General features: G+C 67.1%; 20 protein-coding genes. 11 read left to right on the top strand and 9 right to left on the bottom strand.

Annotated elements, in window-relative coordinates; all coding sequences use genetic code 11:
- Positions 1 to 218: 218 nt before the first annotated feature.
- From LDO54_RS29395 to LDO54_RS29375, 5 genes are all read right to left on the bottom strand, one after another.
- Positions 219 to 563: a DUF4148 domain-containing protein gene (locus LDO54_RS29395; protein ID WP_224014635.1), complete on the bottom strand. Its 345-nt coding sequence runs from the start codon at positions 561 to 563 to the stop codon at positions 219 to 221.
- A 206-nt stretch (positions 564 to 769) separates the two neighbouring features.
- A complete protein-coding gene (locus LDO54_RS29390; RefSeq protein ID WP_224014634.1) occupies positions 770 to 1,432 on the bottom strand; it encodes a DNA-3-methyladenine glycosylase in 663 nt (220 codons plus the stop codon).
- Positions 1,429 to 2,772, bottom strand: coding sequence for a c-type cytochrome (locus LDO54_RS29385; protein ID WP_224014632.1), 1,344 nt, complete (start codon positions 2,770 to 2,772; stop codon positions 1,429 to 1,431). The genes LDO54_RS29390 and LDO54_RS29385 overlap by 4 nt, the downstream gene beginning before the upstream one ends.
- A gap of 13 nt (positions 2,773 to 2,785) precedes the next feature.
- Entirely contained in the window at positions 2,786 to 5,032 is a 2,247-nt protein-coding gene (locus LDO54_RS29380; protein ID WP_224014630.1) for a xanthine dehydrogenase family protein molybdopterin-binding subunit, read from the bottom strand.
- Between the two features lies 1 nt (position 5,033).
- Complete coding sequence (locus LDO54_RS29375; RefSeq protein WP_224014628.1) at positions 5,034 to 5,489, bottom strand: (2Fe-2S)-binding protein; 456 nt, start codon at positions 5,487 to 5,489, stop codon at positions 5,034 to 5,036.
- A 321-nt stretch (positions 5,490 to 5,810) separates the two neighbouring features.
- Between LDO54_RS29375 and LDO54_RS29370 the strand changes: the two genes are divergently transcribed.
- The gene (locus LDO54_RS29370; RefSeq protein ID WP_224014626.1) at positions 5,811 to 6,203 is read left to right on the top strand and encodes a hypothetical protein; all 393 of its coding nucleotides are present in this window, start codon (positions 5,811 to 5,813) and stop codon (positions 6,201 to 6,203) included.
- Positions 6,204 to 6,239: 36 nt separating this feature from the next.
- On the opposite strand, the gene prpR is transcribed toward LDO54_RS29370, so the two are convergent.
- Positions 6,240 to 8,219 (bottom strand): propionate catabolism operon regulatory protein PrpR, encoded by a 1,980-nt coding sequence (prpR, locus tag LDO54_RS29365; protein WP_224014624.1) that lies wholly within the window; start codon positions 8,217 to 8,219, stop codon positions 6,240 to 6,242.
- 200 nt (positions 8,220 to 8,419) lie between these two features.
- Between prpR and prpB the strand changes: the two genes are divergently transcribed.
- The 5 genes from prpB (at position 8,420) to prpF (ending at position 14,997) form a co-directional block, all read left to right on the top strand.
- Entirely contained in the window at positions 8,420 to 9,310 is an 891-nt protein-coding gene (gene prpB / locus LDO54_RS29360; RefSeq protein WP_224014622.1) for a methylisocitrate lyase, read from the top strand.
- A gap of 50 nt (positions 9,311 to 9,360) precedes the next feature.
- Positions 9,361 to 10,527 carry a bifunctional 2-methylcitrate synthase/citrate synthase gene (prpC, locus tag LDO54_RS29355; protein ID WP_224014620.1) on the top strand — a complete coding sequence of 389 codons (1,167 nt, stop codon included), beginning with the start codon at positions 9,361 to 9,363 and terminating at the stop codon, positions 10,525 to 10,527.
- Between the two features lie 165 nt (positions 10,528 to 10,692).
- Entirely contained in the window at positions 10,693 to 13,284 is a 2,592-nt protein-coding gene (acnD, locus tag LDO54_RS29350; protein ID WP_224014618.1) for a Fe/S-dependent 2-methylisocitrate dehydratase AcnD, read from the top strand.
- A gap of 57 nt (positions 13,285 to 13,341) precedes the next feature.
- Positions 13,342 to 13,794, top strand: a complete 453-nt coding sequence (locus LDO54_RS29345; RefSeq protein ID WP_224014616.1) for an endonuclease domain-containing protein — start codon at positions 13,342 to 13,344, stop codon at positions 13,792 to 13,794.
- A gap of 12 nt (positions 13,795 to 13,806) precedes the next feature.
- Positions 13,807 to 14,997: a 2-methylaconitate cis-trans isomerase PrpF gene (gene prpF / locus LDO54_RS29340; RefSeq protein WP_224014614.1), complete on the top strand. Its 1,191-nt coding sequence runs from the start codon at positions 13,807 to 13,809 to the stop codon at positions 14,995 to 14,997.
- Positions 14,998 to 15,141: 144 nt separating this feature from the next.
- Here the strand turns inward: prpF and LDO54_RS29335 are convergent, their stop codons facing one another.
- On the bottom strand, positions 15,142 to 15,996 hold the full coding sequence (locus LDO54_RS29335; protein ID WP_224014613.1) for a peptidoglycan DD-metalloendopeptidase family protein: 855 nt from the start codon (positions 15,994 to 15,996) through the stop codon (positions 15,142 to 15,144).
- 875 nt (positions 15,997 to 16,871) lie between these two features.
- On the opposite strand from LDO54_RS29335, the gene LDO54_RS29330 reads away from it, so the two are divergent.
- Together LDO54_RS29330 and LDO54_RS29325 are read left to right on the top strand one after the other, a co-directional pair.
- Positions 16,872 to 17,972: an OpgC domain-containing protein gene (locus LDO54_RS29330; RefSeq protein ID WP_224014611.1), complete on the top strand. Its 1,101-nt coding sequence runs from the start codon at positions 16,872 to 16,874 to the stop codon at positions 17,970 to 17,972.
- Positions 17,973 to 18,355: 383 nt separating this feature from the next.
- A complete protein-coding gene (locus LDO54_RS29325) occupies positions 18,356 to 19,162 on the top strand; it encodes an alpha/beta hydrolase (RefSeq protein WP_436975712.1) in 807 nt (268 codons plus the stop codon).
- 63 nt (positions 19,163 to 19,225) lie between these two features.
- Here the strand turns inward: LDO54_RS29325 and LDO54_RS29320 are convergent, their stop codons facing one another.
- Complete coding sequence (locus tag LDO54_RS29320) at positions 19,226 to 20,293, bottom strand: AI-2E family transporter (RefSeq protein ID WP_224014609.1); 1,068 nt, start codon at positions 20,291 to 20,293, stop codon at positions 19,226 to 19,228.
- A 450-nt stretch (positions 20,294 to 20,743) separates the two neighbouring features.
- Here LDO54_RS29320 and LDO54_RS29315 point away from each other — a divergent pair, with 450 nt between their 5' ends.
- Positions 20,744 to 21,052 (top strand): DUF3331 domain-containing protein, encoded by a 309-nt coding sequence (locus tag LDO54_RS29315; protein ID WP_205997904.1) that lies wholly within the window; start codon positions 20,744 to 20,746, stop codon positions 21,050 to 21,052.
- 233 nt (positions 21,053 to 21,285) lie between these two features.
- Here the strand turns inward: LDO54_RS29315 and LDO54_RS29310 are convergent, their stop codons facing one another.
- Positions 21,286 to 21,780 (bottom strand): thioesterase family protein, encoded by a 495-nt coding sequence (locus tag LDO54_RS29310; protein WP_224014607.1) that lies wholly within the window; start codon positions 21,778 to 21,780, stop codon positions 21,286 to 21,288.
- Positions 21,781 to 22,066: 286 nt separating this feature from the next.
- Here LDO54_RS29310 and LDO54_RS29305 point away from each other — a divergent pair, with 286 nt between their 5' ends.
- Complete coding sequence (locus LDO54_RS29305) at positions 22,067 to 24,664, top strand: adenosylcobalamin-dependent ribonucleoside-diphosphate reductase (RefSeq protein WP_224014605.1); 2,598 nt, start codon at positions 22,067 to 22,069, stop codon at positions 24,662 to 24,664.
- A gap of 213 nt (positions 24,665 to 24,877) precedes the next feature.
- On the top strand, positions 24,878 to 26,530 hold the full coding sequence (locus LDO54_RS29300; protein ID WP_224014604.1) for an FAD-dependent oxidoreductase: 1,653 nt from the start codon (positions 24,878 to 24,880) through the stop codon (positions 26,528 to 26,530).

Genomic DNA, 26,530 nt, shown 5'->3' with positions numbered 1-26,530 from the left:
CGCTCACGGGCCGGCGCGGCCGCGTTGTCGCGCCGCGCCGGCTCGCCGGATGGGGTGCTGGACGGTTATCCCGTCATCGGACCTGGCGCCTGACCGCACGCCGGACGGTGCCCGGCGGCGCGGTATGGCGTGCTGAACGGCTCAGGTCGGCGCATCGACACAATCTCGCCTTGGCGAGACCCGGCCTGCGACCGGGTTTCCGATCTCAGTGACCGATCTTAGTTACCGAAATAAATCGATTGCGACGGCGCGGCGTGTGCCGGTTGACCCGACTGCGTCGAGCCCGCGGGCGCGCCGCCATAGCTGGTGTCGGCGACCGGCTGCTGGGTCTGGGCCACGTCTTGCTGCTGCGCGACGCGCGCTTCGGCGGCCTGGATGTCACGCGGATACGCGGCGTCGTTCGCGGTCGCCGGGTTATAGCCCGCCTGCTCGACCTGGATCAGTTCCTGACGGACTTCGGCGCGCGTCATCGGCGCGTTGGTCTGGCTTTGGGCGAACGAGAGCGCCGGAGCGGCGAGGAGCGCGGCAACGGCCGCGGCTTGAATCAGGGTACGGGTATTCATGATCACTAACCTCCATCACTTGTTTTGAGGCCGACGTTCGCCGACCAGTGACTTCAGTTTATTGAGACTAGAGATCAGGGCAAATACCTATTTCCCCAAAATACAGTTTCGTTCTCGACAACAATACAAGCCGCGCAATAATCGCTGAAAACAGGGTGGAATCGTTCATTCACACCCTAATTTACCGTCCCACTTCCCGCCCCATTTCAAGCCGATGCGAGCAGCTTGCGCGGCCCGCTCACGAACGGGCTGCCGACAACGTAGAACCGCAGCGGCCGATCGATTTCACGCGAAAGCCCGATGCGCGTCGTCGTACCGATAACGAGCGACGCGTCGTTCGCCGCAAGCTCGCGATCGCGTCCGATCCACAAGCCCTCGCCGCCGCACAGATCGAATCCGTCGAACGACGCGCCCACGCCGAACGCCTGCGTGAGCCGCCCCGGCCCGCGCGCGAGTTCGCGCAGCGGCGCGCCAGCCCGTCGCGCGGCCATCGACGCCAGCCCTTCGAGCGGCTCCACGGCGCGAAACAGCACGCCCGCGCCAACACCCACCGCCTCGCTCGCCATATTGAGCATCCACGACACGCCATACGTGAGCCGCACATAAGCGTGTCCGCGCGCGAGAAACAGCGACGCGTTCCAGCCGCGCGGACCGATGAACGCGTGCCCCGTCGAGTCGCCGACCGGATAAGCCTCCACTTCCACGAGGCGTCCGCTCACGCGGCCCTCGGGCAGATCGTGGACCAGATACTTGCCGACCATGAAACGCGCGAGCGCCACGGTATCGACAGGCAATTCGTCGCGCGCGAGCGCCACGATGGACCGCGCGGGCGGCGCGCCATCGCTGGCTCCGCCCGCGCGCCGCGTCACCGCGCCGCCTCGCTCGACTGCGTCGCGCTACGCAGCTTCGCGACATCCGCCGCGCTCACCGTGCCTTGCTTGTTGTTCCAGCCCGTGCGGATAAAGCTCAGCACGTCGGCGATCTGCTGGTCGTTGAGCTGGTCGCGATACGCGGGCATCGGATACGGCGCGGGCACGCCCTGAATCACGAGGTCGCCCGTGCCGTTGAGCGTGACGTTGATAAGCGACGACGCGTCCTTCTCCAGCACGTTCGGATTGCCCGCCAGCGGCGCGAACATCGGCGCGAAACCGCGTCCGTCGGCGCCGTGGCAGTGCATGCAGAACGCCGTGTAGACGCGCGCGCCCGCATCGTTCGCGGGACGCCCGAGCGACACCTTGGTCGCCTGCGGATCGTACGCATAGGCGGGCGCGCCGTCGCCGCCCGCGGGCGGCAGCGACTTCAGATACGCGGACATCGCCTGCACGTCCGCATCGTTCAGCGCCTGGGTGCTGTTGTTGATGACGCTCGTCATCGCGCCGAACGCCGACGCGTGCTGGTTCGCGCCCGTCTTGAGGAACTGCGCGAGATCGGCCTCGCTCCAGCGCCCGAGCCCGGTGTTGTGCTCGCCCGTCAGGTTCGACGCGTACCAGTTGTCGAGCAGCGCGCCCGTGAGGAACGCGTTGCCGCTCTCGTCGAGCGCCTGCTCGTTGAAGCCGACGCCACGCGGCGTATGGCACGAGCCGCAATGGCCGAGCCCTTGCACGAGATACGCGCCGCGATTCCATGCGGCGTCCTTGCCCGGCTTGTCCTGGTACGGGCCCTTCTTGAGGAAGAACACGTTCCAGATCTTGAGCGGCCAGCGCATGTTCATCGGCCACTTGATGTCGCTGTCGCGATTGGCCTGCTTGACGGGCTGCACGCCGTGCATGAAGTACGCGTAGAGCGCAGCCACGTCGTCGTCGCGGACCTTTGCGTAGGACGGATACGGCATCGCCGGATAGAGATTGTGGCCGTCCTTCGCCACGCCCTCGCGCAGCGCGCGCGCGAAATCGTCCTGCGTGTAGCCGCCGATGCCCGTGTCCGGGTCGGGCGTGATGTTGGTCGTGTAGATGTGGCCGAGCGGCGTGCTCATCGGCAAGCCGCCCGCGAACGGCTTGCCGTGCGGCGCAGTGTGGCAGGCCGCGCAGTCGCCGGCAGCGGCGAGGTAGGCGCCGCGCTGGATCAAGGCCTGATCGGCGGACGTTGTGGAACTGGCCGGGTCCTGCGCATGCGCGAACTGCGGAACGACTGCGCACGCCAAAGCGGCAAAGGCCACGCGCACGGCGGCGCGCGCGACGGGCAGCATCGAGGCGGTATGGATCGTTTTCATCGTTATCGCCTCCTTAAGCCGTTTTCGTGTTCATGAGCTGACGGCCCACCGGCAGCTTGCGCAGCCGCGTGCCGGTCGCCGCGTAGATCGCGTTCGTGACCGCGGGCGCGAGCGCCGCCGTGCCCGGTTCACCGATCCCGCCCGGCGCTTCCGTGCTCGGCACGATATGCACCTCGATCACGGGCGATTCGTCGATACGCAGCATCCGGTAATCGGTGAAATTGGTCTGCGTGACGCGCCCGCGCTCGATCGTGATCTCGCCATACAGCGCCGCCGTGATGCCGAACACGATGCCGCCCTGCACCTGCGCCTCGATCGTGGTCGGGTTCACGACCATGCCGCAATCGACGGCCGCGACCACGCGGTTCACGCGCACCTCGCCGTTCGTCACGGTCACGTCGGCGACCATCGCGAAGAAGCTGCCGAACGCGTGCATCACCGAGACGCCGCGCCCTTGCCCCTTCGGCATCGGCGGCCCCCAGTTGGCGGCGCGCGTGGCGACGTCGAGCACGCCCAGCGCGCGCGGCGACTTGCCGAGCAGATTGCGCCGGTAAGTGACCGGATCGGTCTTCGCGGCCGCCGCGCATTCGTCGACGAAACTCTCCACCACGAAGGTGCCGCGCGTCGGGCCGACGCCGCGCCAGAACGCGGTCGGCACCGTATGCGGCTCCTGGCGCACGTAGTCGATCAGCTGGTTCGGCAGGTCGTAAGGCAGATCGACGGCCACTTCCACGGCGTCGGGATCGATGCCGTTCTTGAACGCGGGCGGCGCGAAGCGCGCCATGATCGACGAGCCGACGATGCGGTGCTGCCACGCCGCCGGCTTGCCGTTCGCGTCGAGCCCCGCCGAGATGCGGTCGTAGTAATACGGCCGGTACATGTCGTGCTGAATGTCCTCCTCGCGCGTCCAGAACACCTTGACCGGCGTGTTGACCTGCTTGCCGACCTTGAGCGCCTGGGTGATCGCATCGACTTCCAGACGGCGACCGAAACCGCCGCCGAGCAGATGGTTGTGCAGCACGATCTGCTCGGGCTTGAGACCGGTGACGGCCACGCCCGCATCGACCGCGCGCGTGGGCACCTGGGTGCCGACCCAGATCTCGCAGGCGTCGGCGCGGACGTGCACGGTGCAGTTGATCGGCTCCATCGTGGCGTGCGCGAGGAACGGCTGCTCGTACACGGCGTCGACGCGCGTCTTCGCGCCGCCGAACGCCTGCTGCACGTCGCCGTCCTTGCGCGCGACCGCGCCGGGCTGCTGCTGCGCCGCATTCGCGAGTTCGCCGACGATCTGCTGCATCGACAGATTCGCCGCCGCGCCTTCGTTCCATTCGATCACAAGCGCCGCCGCGCCGCGCTTCGCGGCCCACGTGTGCGCGCCGATCACGGCCACGCCGTTGTCGATCTTGACGATCTGCGTGACGCCCGGAATCTTGCGCGCATGCGTGTCGTCGACGCGTACGAGCGTGCCGCCGAACACCGGGCAATTGACGATGGCGGCGTAGACCATGCCGGGCAGCCGCACGTCGAGGCCGAACAGCGCCGAACCGTCCACTTTCTCGGGCGAGTCGAGGCGTTTCGTCGGCTTGCCGATCAGCGTGAATTCCTTCGGGCTCTTGAGCGCCACGTTCTGCGGCGCGGGCAGCTTCGCGGCGGCGTCCACGAGTTCGCCATAGGACGCGCGACGCCCGCTCGCGTCGTGCAGCACCTGGCCGCTTTTCGCGTGGCAACTGGCCGGATCGACCTGCCATTGCTGCGCCGCCGCCGCGATCAGCGCGGCGCGCGCGGTCGCGCCCGCCTGGCGCATCGGCTCCCACGCGTAGCGGATCGAGGTCGAGCCGCCCGTGAGCTGGCCGCCGAGCAGCGGATCGGTGAAGCGCTTCGCGTCGGGCGGCGCGTGATCGAGCGTCACGCTGTCGAGCGGCACTTCGAGTTCCTCGGCGATCAGCATCGGGATCGACGTGTACACGCCTTGCCCCATCTCGACCTTCGGGATGATCAGCGTGACCTTGCCCCCGCGGTCGATCTGGATGAAGGCGTTCGGCTCGAACACGCCCGCTTGCGGCGTCTCGTTGCCATCGCCGCCGACTACCGAGCGGCGCGCGGCGCTATCGCCCTGCGCACCCGCCGAAAAGCTGAAGCCGAGCAGCAGGCCGCCGCCCGCCGCCGCGCCGAGCTTGAGAAACGCGCGGCGGGAAACCGGCGATTGACCGGCGTGCGCGCGCGCCGCGCCGTTTTGCGCGTCGAGAAGACCTTGTGACATCTCAGGCCTCCTTCGCGGCTTGCTTGATCGCCGCACGGATGCGGCTATAGGTGCCGCAGCGGCAGATGTTGCCGGTCATGGCGGCATCGATGTCGGCGTCGCTCGGGTTCGGATTTTCCGCGAGCAGCGCCGCCGCCGACATCACCTGCCCGGATTGACAGTAGCCGCACTGCACCACGTCGATCTGGCGCCAGGCCTTCTGCACCTTCTGGCCCGAGGGCGTCGCGCCGACGGCTTCGATCGTGGTGATCTTGCGGCCTTCGAGCGCCGCGACGGGCAGCACGCACGAGCGCACTGCGACGCCGTCGAGATGCACGGTGCAGGCGCCGCATTGCGCGATGCCGCAGCCGAATTTCGTGCCGGTCAGGCCGACGATATCGCGCAACACCCAAAGCAGCGGCATGTCGGGCGGCGCGTCGATCGTGTGGGTCTCGCCGTTGATGGTCAACGTCGTCATGGGGCGGCTCTCCGGTGTGGGGATTTGTCAGTTCTTGTCGATCAATCGAAGGCCTTACGCGCGCGTTGTTCCGCATGCCGTGCAAATCGCGCGGACGGCGCACGGACAGCACGCCAAAGGGCCAGTCGAGGATGGGCGGAGTGTAGCGCCGACTTTAAATACGTGCTGACAAGAGAGCCGCAGACGCGTGACAACCGCCATCGGCACGCATGCACGCCGCATGGTAGCGACGCGCGCGCGGCCCTTGCGCTACCATCGACAGATTCAAGATTGCGACGGCGCCTGCGCGCCGCGTCGCCCACTTTCGAAGGAGCCGCCACGATGGACGAAGCCCGCGCGATTCAATTTCTCAACGAGATCCGCAAGCCCCTGCTCACGCTGCACAAGGCGATCCTCGACCACGAGCGCGCCGAGTACGAACGCGAGTTTGGCGCGACCACGCCCGCGGCCTTCCTGCAGGCGCTGATCAACGGCACGGGGTATCGCTGGCTGATGCCGCTCTCGACGGTGATCGCCAATGTCGACGAAACGCTCGACGCCAAGGACGCCAAGCCCGAAGACCGCCTGGGCGCGGTGGAAGGCGTGTCCGCGTTGTTCTCGGGCGAGGAGTCGAAGGAGTTCTTCGAGCGCTATCAGGCGCTGCTGCAAAAGAGCCCTGAAGTGCTGCATCTGCACGGCGCGGTCGCCCAACTGCTCAACGGCATCAAGAACTGAGACTGAGGCCGCGCCGCGCGCGGCCTGCTTGAGCATCTACTTCGCGGCCCGCAAGCGCCGCCACAGCGTGGTCTTGCTGATGCCTAGCAGTTCGCACACGCGCTCGCGGTCGCCCCCGCAGGCGTCGAGCGCCGCGCGTATTTCTTCGGCCTGCGCGTTCAGGGTGCGTTCGCGCAGTGTCGTCGGTACATCGCCGGGTTCTGGCGGCGTCTCTTGCAGCACTTCACGCGACGCCTCGCGCGGCGCAACGAACACCTCCGGCGCGATCGCGCGCAGCACTTCGGGCGTCAGCACGTCCACATCGGAATCCGCGAGTTCCACCACGATCCGCTCGACCACGTTCTGCAACTCGCGCACGTTGCCGGGCCACGCATGACGTTCGAGCGCGCCGCCGATCGGCGCGAGCGCGCGCGCCGCATCGTCCTGCGTGCGAATTCTCAGCGCGACGCGCGGTTCGCGCCGCGCCGATTGCAGCAGCAATTCGGCGGCCAGCGGCTCGATATCGGCGCGCCGCTCGCGCAGCGGCGGAATCGCCAGATTCAGAATGTTCAGCCGATAAAACAGGTCCGCGCGAAACTCGCCGCTCTCGATCTGCTCGGTGAGCGCGCGATGCGTGGCCGCCACCACGCGCACGTCGACGCGCGTCGGTTCCGTCGCGCCCAGCCGCACCACTTCGCGCTCCTGCAGCACGCGCAGCAACCGGCTCTGCAAGGGCAAGGGCATCTCGCCGATCTCGTCGAGAAACAGCGTGCCGCGATGCGCCGCTTCGATCAGCCCGACCTTGCCGCCGCGCCGCGCGCCCGTGAACGCGCCCTCCTCGTAACCGAACAGCTCGCTCTCCAGCAGCGCCTCGGGAAACGCGCCGCAATTGATCGCGACGAACGGGAAATCGCGCCGCGCGCTTTCGCGATGCAAGCCCTGCGCGACCATCTCCTTGCCGGTGCCGCTCTCGCCGCGAATCAGCACGGTCGCATCCGATTTCGCGTATCGCTGCGCCAGTTGCCGCACGCGCGCGATGCCGGGCGTCGCGCCGCTCAGATCGGCGATGCGCCAGCGCGCCACGAACTGCTGCGTGCGCTGCCGCGAACGCAGCGTGCGGTCGAGCCGCTCCACCGCGCGCGACTCCTGAAACGTGAGCACTGCGCCCGTGGTCACGCCGTTGTCGACGAGCGGCCCGCGATGCACGACATAACTCACGCCGCGCACGGTTTCGAGCGATTCGCCGTCGGCGTCGGGCAGCGTGAAGGCGATGTCGGGCGCGAGCGCGGCGAGCGGCTGGCCCGCCGCCGTCGCAGGATCGATGCCGAGCACGCCCGCGAGGCGCTGGTTGATCGCCTCCACGCGGCCGCGCGCGTCGAGCGCAACCACGCCGTCGCGCAGATGCTGCAACACGCTGTCGAGCCGCTGACGCCGCTGCGTCTCGCGCCACGTGGCCTGCACGACTTCGAGCGCGTTATCGAACGCCGCATGCACGGACGAGCGCGAATAGACGAAGAACGGCACGAGCCCGAGCCTCGCCGCGAGATCGTTGACGAGACCCGGCCCGACCACCGCGCCCACGCCGCGGTCGCGCAGATCGAGCACGCAGGCCTCGGCGTCCTGCACGGTGCGGTACGAGGCGAACACCACGTCGATGCCATAGGCGCTCGCGAAGCGCCGCACCTCGCTGGGCGTCTCGCCGTAAGTGACGAGCGCGACCAGATCGGCTTCGCGGCGCGCGCGGGCGAGCGCCTGCATCACGTCGAAACCGGTGGGCTGCACGAGCACGACGGGCAGATCGACGCGCGTCTTGAGATACGTGCCGTTCGAGCCCGCCGCGACCACTACGTCGGGACGCTGGCTCGGGCCGGCGGCGGCAATCTCGGCGGCGGCTTCCTCGAAGCCGCGCGGCACCACGCGCAGGTCGGCGCGGTCGTCGTATTCGCGCGCGATGTCGCGGAACAGGTCGCGCAGGCGGCTGATGCCCATCGCCCAGACGCGCGGGCGGAATTCGGATGGCGTGGGGAAGCGGTTCATGATGTCACGGCGGGTCGTTTCACGCGGTTCCGTTCATTATTGCGCTTCGATTTCAAATTTGAAATCGACATTTCACTTGCGAAATCGGGGCGTGAGCGACATGCGCCGCGATCCAGCGCAAAATCAACGCGTTAGCGGCGCCGCTTCGCGCTGGCACGGTCTGTGCAGTAGTAGCCCCCGTTCCTTCGGAGACTCAACACATGAACAGCAAAACCCCTTCGAGCGCCGGCGCGAAATTCCGCGCGGCCGTGGCCAACGAACACCCGCTGCAAGTCGTCGGCGCGATCACCGCCTACGCGGCGAAGCTCGCCGAGCAAACCGGCTTCAAGGCCGTCTATCTTTCCGGCGGCGGCGTGGCCGCGAACTCGCTGGGCGTGCCCGACCTCGGCATCAGCACGATGGACGATGTGCTGATCGACGCGCGCCGCATCACCGACGCGGTCGACATTCCGCTGATGGTGGACATCGACACGGGCTGGGGCGGCGCCTTCAACATCGCGCGCACGATCAAGTCCTTCATCAAGGCGGGCGTCGCGGCCGTGCACCTCGAAGACCAGGTGGGCCAGAAGCGCTGCGGCCATCGTCCGGGCAAGGAAGTCGTCTCGGCCGACGAAATGGTCGACCGCGTGAAGGCCGCCGTGGACGCGCGCACCGACGACCAGTTCGTCATCATGGCGCGCACCGACGCAGCCGCCGTGGAAGGCATCGACGCCGCCATCGAACGCGCGATCGCCTACGTGGAAGCGGGCGCGGACATGATCTTCCCGGAAGCGATGAAGACGCTCGACGACTACCGCCGCTTCCGCGCGGCCGTGAAGGTGCCGATCCTCGCGAATTTGACCGAGTTCGGCTCGACGCCGTTTTTCACGACCGACGAACTCAATAGCGCGAACGTGGACATCGCGCTCTACTGCTGCGGCGCGTATCGTGCAATGAACGCGGCGGCGCTGAACTTCTACGAGACGGTCAAGCGCGACGGCACGCAAAAAGCCGCCGTGTCGACCATGCAGACGCGCGAGGACCTCTACAAGTACCTCGGCTATCACGCTTACGAAGACAAGCTCGACGCGCTGTTCGCCGCGAAGAAGTAAGCGGCCGCATCGAAACCCAGATCATTCGAGACATTCAAGAGGAAGACATCATGAGCGAAACGGACAACACCACGCAGGCCGCAGGCGGTTTCAAGCCCAAGAAGTCGGTCGCGCTGTCGGGCGTCGCGGCGGGCAACACGGCGCTGTGCACGGTCGGCCGCACCGGCAATGACCTGCACTATCGCGGCTACGACATTCTCGATCTCGCCACCGCGTGCGAGTTCGAGGAAGTCGCGTATCTGCTGGTGCACGGCAAGCTGCCGAACACGGCCGAACTGACCGCGTACAAGACGAAGCTCAAGGCGCTGCGCGGCCTGCCCGCGAACGTGAAGGCGGCGCTCGAATGGGTGCCCGCCTCCGCGCATCCGATGGATGTGATGCGCACGGGCGTGTCGGTGCTCGGCACGGTGCTGCCCGAGAAGGACGATCACAACCTGCCGGGCGCGCGCGATATCGCCGACCGCCTGATGGCCTCGCTCGGCTCGATGCTGCTGTACTGGTATCACTATTCGCACAACGGCAAGCGCATCGAAGTGGAAACCGACGACGACTCGATCGGCGGCCATTTCCTGCATCTGCTGCACGGCGTGGAGCCGTCGAAGTCGTGGGTCGACGCGATGCACGTTTCGCTCAACCTCTACGCCGAACACGAGTTCAACGCCTCGACCTTCACGGGCCGCGTGATCGCGGGCACGGGCGCGGACATCTACTCGGCCATCACGGGCGCGATCGGCGCGCTGCGCGGTCCGAAGCACGGCGGCGCGAACGAAGTCGCCTTCGAGATCCAGTCGCGCTATGAAGACCCCGATCAGGCGGAAGCCGACATTCGCGCGCGCGTCGAGAAGAAGGAAGTCGTGATCGGCTTCGGCCATCCGGTCTATACGATCTCGGACCCGCGCAACAAGGTGATCAAGGAAGTCGCGAAGAAGCTCTCGAAAGAGCAGTCGAATCTGAAGCTGTTCGATATCGCCGAACGCCTCGAATCGACGATGTGGGACGTCAAGAAGATGTTCCCGAACCTCGATTGGTTCAGCGCCGTTTCGTATCACATGATGGGCGTGCCGACCGCGATGTTCACGCCGCTGTTCGTGATCGCGCGTACCGCCGGCTGGAGCGCGCACATCATCGAGCAGCGCGTCGACAACAAGATCATCCGTCCGAGCGCCAACTACACGGGCCCGGAAAACCTGAAGTTCGTGCCGATCGGCAAGCGCTGAGCCGCGCTTCGTGCTCACCAGTCGTCCGAACGGCATAGTCCGTGCGGACGACTGCAAGACGGCGGCGCGTGCGCGTAGAGTGAAGTCGTCACGAACGCCCCGCGCCTGCGGTTTCATCGCACCGCGCGCCGCTGCAACCCTATTCCAACCATTGGTCCCCAAGCCGTGAATACCGCCCATCGCAAAGCCCTGCCCGGCACCCGGCTCGATTACTTCGACGCGCGCCAAGCCGTCGAGGCCATCCAGCCCGGCGCCTGGAACACGCTGCCGTACACCTCGCGCGTGCTCGCCGAAAATCTCGTGCGCCGCTGCGACCCGGCCACCCTGAACGCCTCGCTCGCGCAGCTCGTCGAGCGCAAGCGCGACCTCGACTTCCCGTGGTATCCCGCGCGCGTCGTCTGCCACGACATTCTGGGCCAGACCGCGCTCGTCGACCTCGCGGGCCTGCGCGACGCCATCGCCGATCAAGGCGGCGACCCCGCCAAGGTGAATCCGGTCGTGCCGGTTCAGCTGATCGTCGACCACTCGCTCGCCGTGGAATGCGGCGGCTTCGACCCGCAGGCCTTCGAGAAGAACCGCGCGATCGAGGACCGCCGTAACGAAGACCGCTTCGACTTCATCAACTGGACGAAGAAGGCCTTCAAGAACGTCGACGTGATCCCGCCCGGCAACGGCATCATGCACCAGATCAATCTGGAGAAAATGTCGCCGGTGATCGGCGTGCACGACGGCGTGGCCTACCCGGACACCTGCGTGGGCACCGACAGCCACACGCCGCACGTGGACGCGCTCGGCGTGATCGCCATCGGCGTGGGCGGCCTCGAAGCCGAAAACGTCATGCTCGGCCGCGCCTCGTGGATGCGCCTGCCCGACATCGTCGGCGTGGAACTCACGGGCAAGCGCCAGCCCGGCATCACGGCCACCGACATCGTGCTCGCGCTGACCGAATTCCTGCGCAAGGAAAAGGTCGTGGGCGCGTATCTGGAGTTTCGCGGCGCAGGCGCGTCGAGCCTCACGCTCGGCGACCGCGCGACCATCTCGAACATGGCGCCCGAATATGGCGCCACGGCCGCGATGTTCTTCATCGACGATCAGACGCTCGCCTACCTGCGCCTCACGGGCCGCGAGGAAGCACAGGTGAAGCTGGTCGAAACGTATGCGAAAACCGTCGGCCTGTGGGCCGATTCGCTCGCGCACGCGCAGTACGAGCGCACGCTCACGTTCGATCTGTCGAGCGTGGTGCGCAATATGGCCGGTCCATCGAATCCGCACAAGCGCCTGCCCACGTCCGATCTCGCGGCGCGCGGCATCGCGGGCCAGTGGGAAGAAACGCCGGGCCAGATGCCCGACGGCGCGGTGATCATCGCGGCCATCACGAGCTGCACGAACACCAGCAATCCGCGCAACGTGATCGCCGCCGCGCTGCTCGCGCGCAATGCGAACGCACGCGGCCTCACGCGCAAGCCGTGGGTGAAGAGTTCGCTCGCGCCGGGATCGAAGGCCGTGGAGCTGTATCTGGAAGAAGCGAAGCTGCTGCCGGATCTGGAGAAGCTGGGCTTTGGCATCGTCGCGTTCGCGTGCACCACGTGTAACGGCATGTCGGGCGCGCTCGATCCGAAGATCCAGCAGGAAATCGTCGACCGCGACCTGTACGCGACCGCCGTGCTGTCGGGCAACCGCAATTTCGACGGCCGCATCCACCCGTACGCGAAGCAGGCGTTTCTGGCGTCGCCGCCGCTCGTGGTCGCGTATGCGATTGCGGGCACGATCCGCTTCGACATCGAGAAAGACGCGCTCGGCACGGATCAGAACGGTCAGCCGGTGTATCTGAAAGACCTGTGGCCGAGCGACGAGGAAATCGACGCGATCGTGGCGCAGAGCGTGAAGCCCGAGCAGTTCCGCAAGGTGTACGAACCGATGTTCGCGGTCACGGCGGCCAGCGGCGAAACCACCGACCCGCTTTACGACTGGCGCGCGCAAAGCACGTATATCCGCCGTCCGCCGTACTGGGAAGGCGCGCTCGCGGGCGAGCGCACGCTGCGCGGCCTGCGTCCGCTCGCGGTGCTCGGCGACAACATCACGACCGACCACCTGTCGCCATCGAACGCGATTCTGCTGGATAGCGCGGCGGGCGAATACCTCGCGAAAATGGGCCTGCCCGAAGAGGATTTCAACTCGTACGCCACGCATCGAGGCGACCACCTGACGGCGCAGCGCGCGACCTTCGCGAACCCGACGCTCGTCAACGAAATGGCCGTGGTCGATGGCGCGGTGAAGAAGGGCTCGCTCGCGCGCATCGAACCGGAAGGCCAGGTCGTGCGCATGTGGGAAGCGATCGAAACTTACATGGATCGCAAGCAGCCGCTGATCATCATCGCCGGCGCGGACTACGGCCAGGGATCGTCGCGCGACTGGGCGGCCAAGGGCGTGCGACTCGCGGGCGTGGAAGTGATCGTGGCGGAGGGCTTCGAGCGGATTCACCGCACGAACCTGATCGGCATGGGCGTGGTCCCGCTGGAGTTCAAGGCGGGCACGAACCGCACGACGCTGGGCATCGACGGCACGGAGACGTTCGACGTGCGCGGCGAGCGCACGCCGCGCGCCGACCTGACGCTGGTGATCAACCGGAAGAACGGCGAGCGAGTGGAAGTGCCGGTGACGTGCCGCCTGGATACGGCGGAGGAAGTCTCGATTTACGAAGCGGGCGGCGTGCTGCAGCGCTTTGCGCAAGACTTCCTGGAATCATCGCGCGCCTGAAGCAAACGGAGCCCCTCTCCCTGCGGGAGAGGGGTTGGGGAGTGAGGAGTGGGGGAAATGCGGCACGCAACGATAATCGAACGCGCCAGACATCTGCGCAAAAACATGACCGAAGCAGAGCAACTGCTCTGGCGTCATCTTCGCGCGCATCGCCTGTGCGGTGAGAAATTCCGCCGCCAGCACCCCATCGGCCGCTATATCGTGGATTTCGCGCATTGCGGTGCGCGTGTCGCCATCGAAGCGGATGGCGGACAGCACAACGGCAGCGTCGACGATGCTGTGCGCGACGCCTCGTTGCGTAGCCGTGGCTATACCGTGCTGCGGTTCTGGAACGATGAAATATTGCGGAACACGGAGGCCGTGTTGGAGGTGATATTGATGACAGTTCGTGAACGGCGTGCGCTGTCGCCACTTTCGCCACTCCCCCCCACTCCCTCCACTCCCTCCACTCCCTCCACTCCCCCCACTCCCCCTGCCCCTCTCCCCTGGGAGAGGGGAGCACAATGTTGACACGGGATTTTTATGAGCCATCAACCCCAGATCAAGATTCCCGCCACCTACCTGCGCGGGGGCACCAGCAAAGGCGTGTTCTTCCGCCTGCAAGACCTGCCCGCCGCCGCACAGCAGCCGGGCGTCGCGCGCGACAAGCTGCTGATGCGCGTGATCGGCAGTCCCGACCCCTACGGCAAACAGATCGACGGCATGGGCGGCGCCACCTCCAGCACGAGCAAGACCGTGATCGTCGCGAAGAGTGAGCGCCCCGGTCACGACGTCGACTATCTGTTCGGCCAGGTCGCCATCGACAAAGCCTTCGTCGACTGGAGCGGCAACTGCGGCAACCTCTCGGCGGCCGTCGGTCCGTTCGCGATCAGCGGCGGTCTCGTCGACCCCGCGCGCGTGCCCGACAACGGCGTCGCGGTCGTGCGCATCTGGCAAGCCAACATCGGCAAGACCATCGTCGCGCACGTGCCCATCACGAACGGCCAGGTGCAGGAAACCGGTGACTTCGAACTCGACGGCGTGACCTTCCCCGCCGCCGAAGTGCAGCTCGAATTCCTCGATCCCGCCGCCGAGGAAGAAGGCGCGGGCGGCGCGATGTTCCCCACCGGCCATCTCGTCGACGACCTCGAAGTGCCCGGCGTCGGCACGCTCAAGGCCACCATGATCAACGCGGGCATTCCCACCATCTTCGTGAACGCCGAAGCCATCGGCTACACGGGCACGGAATTGCAGGACGCGATCAACAGCGACGCCGAGGCGCTGAAGAAGTTCGAGACCATCCGCGCGCACGGCGCATTGCGCATGGGCCTCATCAAGCATCTCGACGAGATCGCCACGCGCCAGCACACGCCGAAGATCGCCTTCGTTGCGAAGCCTGCGGCGTACACGGCGTCGAGCGGCAAGCGCGTCGAAAACGGCGATGTCGATCTGCTGGTGCGCGCGATGTCGATGGGCAAGCTGCATCACGCCATGATGGGAACGGCGGCCGTGGCCATCGGCACCGCGGCGGCCATTCCGGGCACGCTCGTGAATCTCGCGGCGGGCGGCGGCGAGCGCAGCGCGGTGCGCTTCGGCCATCCGTCGGGCACGCTGCGCGTCGGCGCCGAAGCCAGCCAGCAGGACGGCGAATGGAGCGTCACGAAGGCCATCATGAGCCGCAGCGCACGCGTGCTGATGGAAGGCTGGGTGCGGGTGCCCGGCGACGCGTTTTAAGCCGCGCGCCTGGCAACGATCGCCGGCGAACGGTCACCGGCGGGCGCACTGTCCGCCATGACGAAAAAAACCGCCCTGACGCTACATCGCGTCAGGGCGGCTTTTTCGTTTTCCAGCGAGACCCGCACAGCGCGCGGTGCGATCTCAACTCTTCTGCGTCGGCAGATACGGCATCGGATCGACCGGCTTGCCGTCGCGGCGCACCTCGAACAGCACCGCCACGCGGTCGTTGTTCTCGTTGCCCATTTCAGCGATCTGCTGGCCCTGATGCACCGTGTCGCCGGTCTTCACCAGCAGGCGGCGGTTATGCGAATACGCCGTCAGAAAGTCCTTGTTGTGCTGGACGATGATGAGGCTGCCGTACTCGTTGAGGCCGGTGCCCGCGTACATCACCTTGCCGTCGGCGGCGGCGAGCACCGGATCGCCCGCCTTCCCGGCGATCTCGATGCCGCGCGTCGTGCCCGGCGCGAACGGCTCGATCACGCGGCCCTGCGCGGGCCAGACCAGCGTCACGCTGTTCGCATGACGCGCCACCTCGGCGGCCACGGCGCGGCTTTGCGCGGTGTTCGCGGGCGCGGCCTTGCCCGGCGCGGCGGCCTGCACCGTGATCGTCTGCTTCGCGACGATCTTCAGCGACTGGCCCGCGCGCAGGCGGCTATTCGGCTTCAGGCGGTTCCACGCCGACAGGTCCCTGACCGAGACGCTGTGGTTCGACGCGATGCGCTGCAGCGTGTCGCCACGACGCACGCGCACGTAGGTGGTCTTCGTGACGACGCGTGTGACCGGCGCGCTGGCGGCGGCTTGCGCCGCGCTGGCCGCCGCGTCGGACGCAGGCGCGGCCGAAGCCGACGGGTCGGGCTGCGGCTGCGACTCCGGCGGTGTCTGCTGCTGATCGACGTTCGCGCAGGCGGCCAGCAAGACGGCCAGACCGACGCCGGCGATGCCGGCACGCAAACGCGACAGACCGTGGGTCCACTGACCGGTACGATCCTCGAACATGTTTTTTAGCTCCTTGTGCTGCGCGGCGGCTCGCGTCGCCCGGGTGGCATCGTGCGGTTTGCTGCGTCGTTGCGCGCTCCCGCCTCTCCTGGCCAGCCCCGGACGCTCGCGCCCAGCCCGCTCCCTTCTGCATTCAAATTACGCGCTTCTTCAAGCAAAACGCTATAACCGTCGCACAAAACCCGCACTGCGGCAAAATAGCGTCCAGCTCGAAGCACCCGGCATTGTAAAGCGCGTTTCACATATATCAGTCGCGCGACAACACTCTGATACCTCTGATACAACTCCCCCAGCCAGGCCCGGCCAACGCTGCCGCCGTTGCGCCTGGAATCGACGGCCATCTCGCCGCCCATGCCCGTCAGACGGCCTTCAGGGCCATTTGCGCAGACAATTGGGGCGCACAAATAGCGCCAGTTCACGGTGTAATCTCTTCGACATATCGGCAGCAAAAACGAGAACTTGAACTGGCTTGCACGCCGAAAGCCCTTTGAAAATTAAGGTAGTATTGCCTCCATTGCGCGTCGACACGCCTGTCACGGGAACCCTGAGACGTCCATCAGGTCTTTTCCTGGGACTCGCGAATCGCCGCGCCCCCCGGCCTGCGCCATCGCGAAACTGCCCAGTTTTACGGACCAGCGTTTGCGGACCGGCGTTTGCCGGCCGGCGCGCAGCGCTCCCGGGATTTCGCCACTGGCCGCCGGTTTTGAATCGGCGCAATGGCAGATTGCCGCAGCTTGCGCCGCGCCCTATGCCCTGTTCGCAGAGCCGCAAAGCCTGATACGCAGCACCCATTTTTTGCATGCGCCAGCCCGGCCGTGCGCGCCGTCCGGCCGGTCCGGCCCACCCGCGCGACGTCTCCGGCTGGCGCCGGATCCATGTCACAGTCTTCCAATCGTCTCGTCGAACTCGACTTCTTTCGCGGACTCGTTCTGCTCATCATCGTCGTCGATCACATCGGCGGCAGCATCATTTCGCGCGTAACGCTGCACGCCTACGCGCTCTGCGACGCCGCCGAAGTGTTCGTCTTCCTCGGCGGCTACGCCACGGCCACCGCGTGGGCCGCGCTCTGCGCGCGCCGCACCGAGGCCGCCGCGCGCCAGCGCTTCGTCAAGCGCGCCTTCGAGATCTATCGCGCGTTCGTGGTCACGGCGCTGCTGATGCTGCTCGTCACGGCCATCCTGACCGCCCTGAACGTCGACGCCCCCAACCTCGCGACCACCGATCTCGACGATCTCATGCTCGCGCCCGGCGCCGCGCTGCGCGACATCGTGCTGCTGCGCCGCCAGCCCTATCTCGCGGGCGTGCTGCCGATGTACGCGTGCTTCGCGCTGGCCGCGCCGCTCGCGCTGCCGCTCGCGCGCACGCGGCCCTGGCTGCTCGCGGCGATCAGCCTCGCGCTGTGGGGCGTCGCGCCGCATTTCGCGCCGTATCTGCCGCACGTTGAGGACGTGCACTGGGACTTCAACCCGTTCGGCTGGCAGCTGATGTTCATGGCCGGCGTGATCGCGCAGGCGCAGCCGGTGTTCCAGAACGTGACCGCGCGGCCGAAGCTCGGCACGCTCGTGACGATGTTCGCGCTCGCCGTGGTCGCGGCGGCGGCCATCTATCGGCTGCAACTCGGCAACACGCCGCTCGACGGCGACTTCAAGCGCAATCTCGCGTGGTTCCGCGCGCTGAACTTCTTCGGCATCGCGTGGCTCGTCGCGCACCTGATCCGGCTCGGCTGGGCGAAGCGTCTCGCGACCTGGCTGCCGTGGGTGGGCCTCGTCGGCCGCAAGGGCATGCTGTCGTTCGTGGCGGGCGCGGTGATCTCGCTGACCGTCGACTCGGTGCTCTACTGGTACACCGACGGCTATCTCGACGTGCCGCTCGGCCTGACCGCCGACGCCGTCGCGCTCACCGCGCTGTTCGTGGTCGTGCGCGCCGCCGATCCGCTCAAACGGCTGCTGCCCTCGCGCGCGAAGGCGTCGGCCTGACGCGCGCGAAGGCTTGGGCGCGCGCGGCGAGACCGCGTGCGCCTGAGCCCCAAACTTCACGCAAAAATCGCCCACTCAGTCGTCCGCAAAATCGTCCGCTTCCTGGCCGCGCGCGGCGCTGCTAGCATGATGACCCCGCGCCGACGGCGTGCCCTCGACACCCGCTTTCCGCCATGCGCAGCTCCCTTTGCCCCGCGCCGTCCGGCTCGCCGCTCGATTCGCCGTCCAATTCGCCGTCCGATCCGCGCCTTGCCGCGACTCGAAGCACCACACCTCACGCAAAACGAAGCCATTCGCAAAACAGCGTGCGCAGCTTCCGGCACGCCCTCGCGCGCGCGGCGGCCACGGCGGGTTTGGTCGCGCTGGCATCGGCGTTCACCTTCGTGGCGCTCGCCGCCAGGCCGAGCCTCGCGGCGGCCAGCACGATCGCGGCGCGCACCTTCCACGCGGCGGCGCTCAATCGCGACTGGCCTTACGTGGTCTATCTGCCGAGCGGCTATCACGCCGACGCCGCGCGCTATCCGGTGCTCTATCTCCTGCACGGCAACAACGGCGACGCGATGGACTGGATCACCCAGGGCGACCTGCAAACCGCCGCCGACACGCTGATCGCGCGCCACGAGATTCCGCCCGTCGTGATCGTGATGCCGCAAGGCGGCACCGACTGGTATGTCGATCGCAAGGAAAAGATGGAGACGGCGTTCTTCAACGACCTGATGCCCGAGATCGAGGCGCATTTCGCGGTCGCGGACGAGCGCGGCGGCCGCGCGATCGGCGGCGTCTCGATGGGCGGATTCGGCGCGCTGCGCTACACGCTCGAACATCCCGACATGTTCTGCGGCGCGCTGCTGCTCTCGCCCGCGGTCTATTCGGGCGAGCCGCCGCCGTCCTCGTCGGCGCGGCGCGTGGGCGTGTTCGGCGAGCACCAGTTCGATGCGCACATCTGGCGCACGCTCAACTATCCGGCGCTGTGGAACGGCTATTTCGGACGGCCGTGGCGCGTGCCCTTCTTCATCGCCTCGGGCGACGACGACCTCGTGATCCAGGCCGAATCGTCGCTGCTCTACACGCGTTTGCGCGAGGCGGGCAATCCGGCGGCGCTACGCATCGTCGACGGCGGCCACGTCTGGCCGGTCTGGCGGCAGCTGCTGCCCGCCGCGCTCAAATACGCGCTCGCCTGCGTGCACTGAGGACGCCCGCGGCGCGATCCGCGAATCCAGCGCGTGAATCTGGCATCCACGCGCCTCCCGACCTCATTCCGCCCAGTTCGCCCACAGCACCATCAGCACGGTCATCAGCGCCGGGCCGATGAAGATGCCGATCAGCCCGAACGTCGTCGCGCCGCCGAGTATGCCGAACAGCACGAGCAGAAACGGCAGGCGCGTGGAATTGCCGATCAGCACGGGCCGCACGAAATGCTCGGCGACGAACACCACCACGAAGCCCCAGACCGCCAGCGACACTGCCGCGACCACCGAGCCCTGCACCACGAGCCAGAGCGCCGCGAGGCAGAACACCACGGGCGCGCAGAACGGCAGCATGGCCGCGACCGCCGTCACGGTGCCGAGCAGCGCCGCATGCGGCACGCCGCCGAACAGATAGCCGATGCCCAGCAGCACGCCCTCGCCAAGCCCGACCACCACGAGCCCCGTGACCGTCGCGCGCACGGCGGCGGCCATGCGCTGGAGCAGTTGCGCACCGTCCGCGCCGAACGCGCGGCGCGCGCCGCGCATCACCGTGCCCGACAGGCGCGGGCCCGCCTGAAAAATCACGAACAGCGTGACGAGCATGAAGCCGAACGTCACGGAGGCATGCACGGCGCGCGCGCCGAAGTGGCGTCCGAACGAGACGATGGTGTCGCCGTGCAGGTTCTTCATCGCGGGCGAGGTCTTGAGCGGCTGCGCCAGATTCGCCTGCCACCAGTCGCTGACCTGATGGCTGCCGAACGGCAGACGCGCGACGACGTCGGGCACCGGCACGCCGTTTTCCTGGGCGGCGTGCACCCACAGGTAGAGATCGTGCGCCTCGCCGCCCGCCTGGATCGCCGTGATGGTGATCGGCAGGACGACCAGCAGCGCGACGGCCAGCGTCAGCACGGTGGCGAGCGAGGTCGTGCGGCCCTTGAACAGACGGTGACGCTCGACGGCCTGATAGGCCGGCCACAGCACGATGGCGACGACGCCCGCCCACGCGACGGCGGGCACGAATTCGCGCACGACCCAGAGCGCGACCAAAACGAGCGCGGCGTACAGGGCGGCCGACGCGGCGCGCTGGATTTTTTGCTCGTTTGCGGAGTTCGGAGCAGGCGGGCGATGAATCATGTAACCTCGGGGCAATTCGACAGGACGGCTCGGTCGGCCTTGCTGGCCATACCGGCGCCGCGAGCGGCAAAAAATCTAAACAGAACGCACAAAGACGCGCATAAAGACGCGCATAAAAGCGCGCCGCAACAAGCCGCCAGCATAAGGGCGACAGACCGAAAGACGAAATCTGCACGGCCATTCAGCGCCGCATTCGATCAGATTCATACGCCGCCCCGGCGTTCCAACCCCGCCTCGCCAGACCATTTCGATGTCGCGCCACGCACAACACTGCGTTGCACAAATTCGAGATGTCAGACTTTGATCGCCCGCAAACCCCCATTCCTTCGTTATCTGCATGGTGTCGCAGGGCAATTGTTGCCGATTTTGGAATGGTGTTTCAACGCCGACACAATGGCACTTGGCGTCGCAGAGGACTACATTCGCGGCATCCCACTCACGGAGCCGACAATGAAAAAGAAGGCGTGTCTCGCGCTTGACGGTGCCAACGGTGAACGCATTGAAATCCTCGAGCAGACGGATTCAGCGCTCGTCATCCGCTGGGTCGAACCCGGCCGCTGCCACTATGGCGAGCAGCGCTGGCGACGCCGTTCGGCGCATACTTCGGGAACCTGCGCCGTGTCGCGCCGCAAGATCCGCCGTGGCGACGCGGTGTACAAGCCGGCTGAACGACCGGCTCCGCTGAACGCCTCGGTGATGATCGCCGCGGAAGTATTCGGCGACCTCGTGGCCAACGTGCCGTTCAGCGAAGCGGCCTGAGCGGACCGCAAGCCGCCGGAAACGGCGCGAGCGCATCCCGGCCGGCCCAGGCGGCAAAAAGCGATTAGCAGACTTTCTCGTAACAATCGCTGATCGATTGCGTAGCAATCGTGCAGTGATCGACGAATCGGCCAGGCGTCACGCGCGCCATTCGCCAACACCGCGTTCCGGCCGCACAAGCCCGCTCTGAGGCCAAACCCGCCTCGCCCCGCCGCGTGCTGCGGCGCCGCATCTCAGGACGAGACCGCGGCCGCCCCCGGCGCGAGCGAGATGGACCGCCCGGCGTAACGCGCCACCCGCCCCACCGACTCGCCGCGCAGCGCAGCCACGCGCGCGAGCACGTCGGCATCGAAGGGCGCCGCGCGCGGACCCGCGCGATCGACGTGCAGCAACACCTGCTCGCTCGCCGACACCAGCGCCTCCTGCGCGAACATCTCCAGATACACCCGCACGCGCTTGGCGTCGTGCTCCAGCACCGAGACCTCCACGCGCACCGGCGTGCCCTCCTTGATCTCGCGCACGTAGTTCAGATGCGCTTCCAGCGTGTACATCGAACGCCCGCGCGCCTCGCGCTGCGCAGCGTCGAGCCCGATCGCGTCGAGCAGCGCATCGGTCGCGAAGCTGTAGATCAGCATGTAGAACGCGTCGCGCAAATGGCCGTTGTAATCGACCCATTCCGCGCGCACATGGTCGCGGTAGATCACGCTGGGCGCGGTCGTCTCCGTCATCGTTGCTCCTCGTTGTGGCGGCTTTTTAGTGTCAGCCAGTGTAACCGCGCGCGCCCTCGCCGAGCCCTCGCCAAACGCCATCCGCGGCGCGCTGACGCTGCGCACGCACGCCGCCGCTGCGGTAAGGTGGAAGCCATGTGCAGTTCTCGATGAAGCGATGCGGCGCCGGTCCCGGCCAGTCCAGACGGGATCGCCAGAACCGGCCTGCCGCCGCGCGACTTCCGCGCAAACTTCGTGCAACCACCGCGCCGCCCGGCACGCCGCGACGCCCCGAAAGGACCCGGTCATGGCAGAAAACACGCCCCCTCTCTCCCACGCAGATCGCCCCGCTCCGCAGCCGTTCTCGCTCGACGTGATGCTCGAAAAATACGCCAAAGGCGACGAGCAGACCGCCGACGACATCTATCGCCGCGTCGCGCGCGGCGTCGCCCAGGCCGAGCCGCCCGCGCTGCGCGCCGAGATCGAGGCGCGCTTCGTCGACAACCTGCGCAACGGCGCGCTGGGCGCGGGCCGCATCATGAGCGCGGCGGGCACGGCCATCGAATCGACGCTCATCAACTGCTTCGTGCAGCCCGTCGGCGACAGCATTCAGGGCATCGACGCCGAAGGCCGTCCCGGCATCTACGTCGCGTTGTTGCAGGCCGCCGAAACCATGCGGCGCGGCGGCGGCGTGGGCTACAACTTTTCGGCGATCCGTCCGCGCGGCGCGCTGGTCAAATCGACGGGATCGAGCGCATCGGGACCGTGCAGCTATATCGACGTGTTCGACGCCTCGTGCCGCACGGTCGAGAGCGCCGGCTCGCGGCGCGGCGCGCAGATGGCCGTGCTCGACTGCGATCACCCGGACCTGCCCGAGTTCATCGAGGCGAAGCATTCGAAGGGACGCTGGAACAACTTCAACGTCTCGGTGGCCGTGACCGATGCGTTCATGCGCGCCGTCGAAAACGACGACGTCTGGCAGCTCGTGCACCGCGCCGCGCCCTCGCCCGCGCTGCGCGCGGCAGGCGACCTCAAGCAGCGCGACGACGGCCTCTGGATCTACGCGGAGAAACGCGCGCGCGATCTCTGGGACACCATCATGCGCTCGACCTACGACGTGGCCGAGCCCGGCGTGGTGTTCATCTCGCGCATGAACGAGGACAACAACCTGCGCGCGCAGGAGACGATCCGCGCGACCAATCCGTGCGGCGAGCAGCCCTTGCCGCCGTATGGCTGCTGCAATCTCGGGCCGCTCGATCTCACGCGCTTCGTGAAGGCGCCGTTCGCGCAGCTGCGCGGCGCGAAACACGCGAGCGCCAGCGCCGCCGACCACAACTTCGACTGGGACGCGCTCGCCGCGCGCACCGCCACGCAGGTGCGTTTTCTCGACGACGTGCTCGACGTCACGCTCTGGCCGCTGCCCGAGCAGCAGGCCGAAGCCGCCGCCAAGCGGCGCATCGGCGTGGGCTTCACGGGACTCGGCGACACGCTCGTGATGCTCGGCATCCGCTACAACAGCGAGGAAGGCTGTGCGTTCGGCGCGCGCGTCGGGCGCACGATGCGCGACGCCGCCTACGCCGCCTCGGTCGAACTCGCGCGCGAGCGCGGCGCGTTTCCGTTGTTCGACGCGAGCACCTACCTCGCGCCCGGCACCTTCGCGTCGCGCCTGTCCGACGCGCTGCAAGACGAGATCCGCGCGCACGGCATCCGCAACAGCCATCTGCTGTCGATCGCACCGACCGGCACGGTGAGCCTCGCGTTCGCCGACAACGTCTCGAACGGCATCGAGCCCGCGTTTTCGTGGACCTATCAGCGCACGCGCCGCATGGCCGACGGCGGCAGCGAAACCTTCGCGGTCGAAGACCACGCGTGGCGCGTATATCGCGAACTCGTTGGAGACGTCGGCGATGCGAACACGCTGCCCGACTACTTCGTGAGCGCGCTGCAAATGAGCGCGCAGGATCACGTGCAGATGATGGCGGCGGTGCAGCCTTACGTGGACACATCGATTTCGAAAACCGTGAACGTGCCCGCCGATTACCCGTTCGAAGACTTCGAAAACCTCTATCTCGATGCGTGGCGACGCGGACTCAAAGGGCTCGCGACCTATCGTCCGAACGAGACGCTCGGCGCGGTGCTTCAGGTCACGCCCACGGCCGCCGACTCGCTCGACGACGCGCAAAGCGACGCGCTGCTCGATCCGCTGCGCGTGGCGATCGATCATCGGCCCAAGGGCGAATTGCCCGCCGTGATCGAGAAGATCGAATACCTCACGCAGACGGGCAAGGTCTCGCTCTACGTGGCCGTGTCGTTCCTCGAAGTGACGGGCCAGGTGGGCAGCGAACCGGTGACGATCGAGCGGCCTATCGAGTTCTTCATTCCCGTCGGGCAGCGCGACGAGTCGCAGCAATGGATCACGGCGACCATGCGCTCGCTGTCGCTCGCGGCGCGCGGCGGCTTCGTCGCGCGCAATCTGCAGGACTTGCGCAAGGTCTCGTGGGATCGCGGCCAGGTGCGTTACGGCGAGACGCAGCGCCTCGACGGCAAGCGCACGCCGCTGTGGCACGACTCGGAAGTCGCGGCGATCGCCTACGCGATCCAGCAGATCCTGCATCGGCGCGGTTTTCTCGATGCGGAGGGACGGCAAGTGCCCTCGCGTCTGCTCGCGCAGCGGCGCGCGGAAGCGCGTCACGGCAACGTTTCACCTCTCGCGGATGAAGGCCGTGCAGCACGCGCGGGCGATCAGGTGCTCGACGGCCCCAATGCGCTGCCCGCCGACGCCGCGCTCGCCGCGCCTCACGCGATGCTCGGACGCAAATGCGGATCGTGCGGCGCGAATGCCGTGATTCGCCGTGACGGCTGCGACTTCTGCACCGCGTGCGGAGAAATTGGGACCTGCGGATAAAGCAGGCGAGCGACGCAAGCGGCAACAGGTTAGGCGGGCGCGGCCGCCTAACCTATACTGGTTTCGATCGCGCACTCCGGCTGGGTGCGATCTCGCCCGGCGCGTCGGCGTGCAGTTCATCTGTACCGTTCGCGCATGCACATCAAGCGTGCAACTTCCGCGTGCACATCACTTCGCGCACTGTGATTCATTGCCTGCCAGGGATGACGAATCATGCTGACCACTGACGACCTCCGCGCCATCCCCCTCTTCTCGACGCTCGGCGACACCGAACTCGAACATCTCGCGCACACATCGGCCGACCTGCAGCTTAGCAGTGGCGAATTCGCGGTCCATGAAGGTGCCGAGCGCGCGCTCTATGCCGTGCTCAGCGGCAAGATCGAAGTCATCAAATTGTTCGACGGCGTCGAGCGCACGCTGGGATGGCGCTTGCCCGGAACCATCTTTGGCGAGGTGCCGCTCGCCCTGAGTTCACCGTTTCCTGGCGCTTATCGAGCCGCCGAGCCGTCGCGCGTCATGCGCGTGGACGCGTCGCACTATTACGCGCTTGCGGCGGCGTCGCCGGAAGTCGCGGTGAAGATGGGCGCGCTCGCACGCGAGCGCATCGGCGGGTTGCAGGGCCTTTCCGCTGAACCGCCCAAGCCGCGCGTGACCATGGTCGGCGCGCGATGGGACCCGGCCTGCACGGAGTTGCGCCAGTTCCTCGAACGCAATCAGATCAGTTGTGACTGGATGGCGCCCGATGCGTCCGAACTGAGCACGCGCTGGCCCGGACACTGCCCATCGGAACAGGAATGCCCGGCGCTGCGCCTCGCCGACGGCACGCTCCTCAATCGGCCCGCGATACGCGAACTCGCCGAGCGACTCGGTCTTCAGACGAAACCGCTCATCGACGAATACGACGCGGTGATCATCGGCGGCGGACCCGCGGGCCTCGCCGCGGCGGTGTATGGTGCGTCCGAAGGCTTGCGAACGATCGTGGTCGAACGCGAGGCGCCGGGCGGACAGGCGGGCACGTCGTCGCGCATCGAAAACTACCTGGGATTCCCAAACGGTGTATCCGGCGACGAACTCGCCAACCGCGCACTGCTACAGGCGAAGCGGCTCGGCGCGGAGATTCTGGTGACGCGCGCCGTGGCAGGCATCGATGTCGGATCGCGGCAAGTGCACCTCGACGGCGGCGATGTCGTCGGCGCGCGCACGCTCATTCTTGCGACCGGCGTCACGTGGCGGCGGCTGGCCATCGAAGGCTTCGACCGCTTCATCGGCCGAGGCATTTATTACGGCGCGTCGCGCAATGAAGCCAGCGCGACGCATGGCCTGGACGTGTATCTGATCGGCGGCGGCAACTCGGCCGGACAAGCCGCGCTCTACTTTTCCGGCCACGCGCGGCAGGTGACGCTCGTGGTGCGCGGCGACGCGCTGGAGAACAGCATGTCCCGCTATCTGGTCGAACAGCTCGCCAGAAAGTCGAATGTCGAGGTCAGGTTGCAGGCCGAAGTGGTGGGCGCGTATGGCGAAACCCATCTTGGCGCCATCGACATCGTCGACAAAGCGAGCGCGAACGTCACGCGGCACGATTGCGGAGGCTTGTTTGTTTTCATCGGCGCGGATGCGGAAACGGATTGGCTGCCGGAAGGCATCGCGCGTAACGCACGCGGCTATGTCTTGACCGGCGACGATGTCGTCAAGGCGGGACGCTGGTCGCACACGCGCGATCCTTATCTGCTCGAAACGAGCACGCCTGGCATATTTGCCTGCGGCGATGTGCGGCTGAGCCCCATCAAGCGGGTCGCGTCGGCCGTTGGCGAGGGCAGCATGGCGATTGCGTTCGTCCACAAGTATCTGCAGGAGACGCTTCAGTAG

This window comes from Paraburkholderia tropica (assembly GCF_914484835.1).
Lineage (GTDB): Bacteria > Pseudomonadota > Gammaproteobacteria > Burkholderiales > Burkholderiaceae > Paraburkholderia > Paraburkholderia tropica_A.
This window is presented reverse-complemented; position numbering and strand designations above follow the sequence as displayed.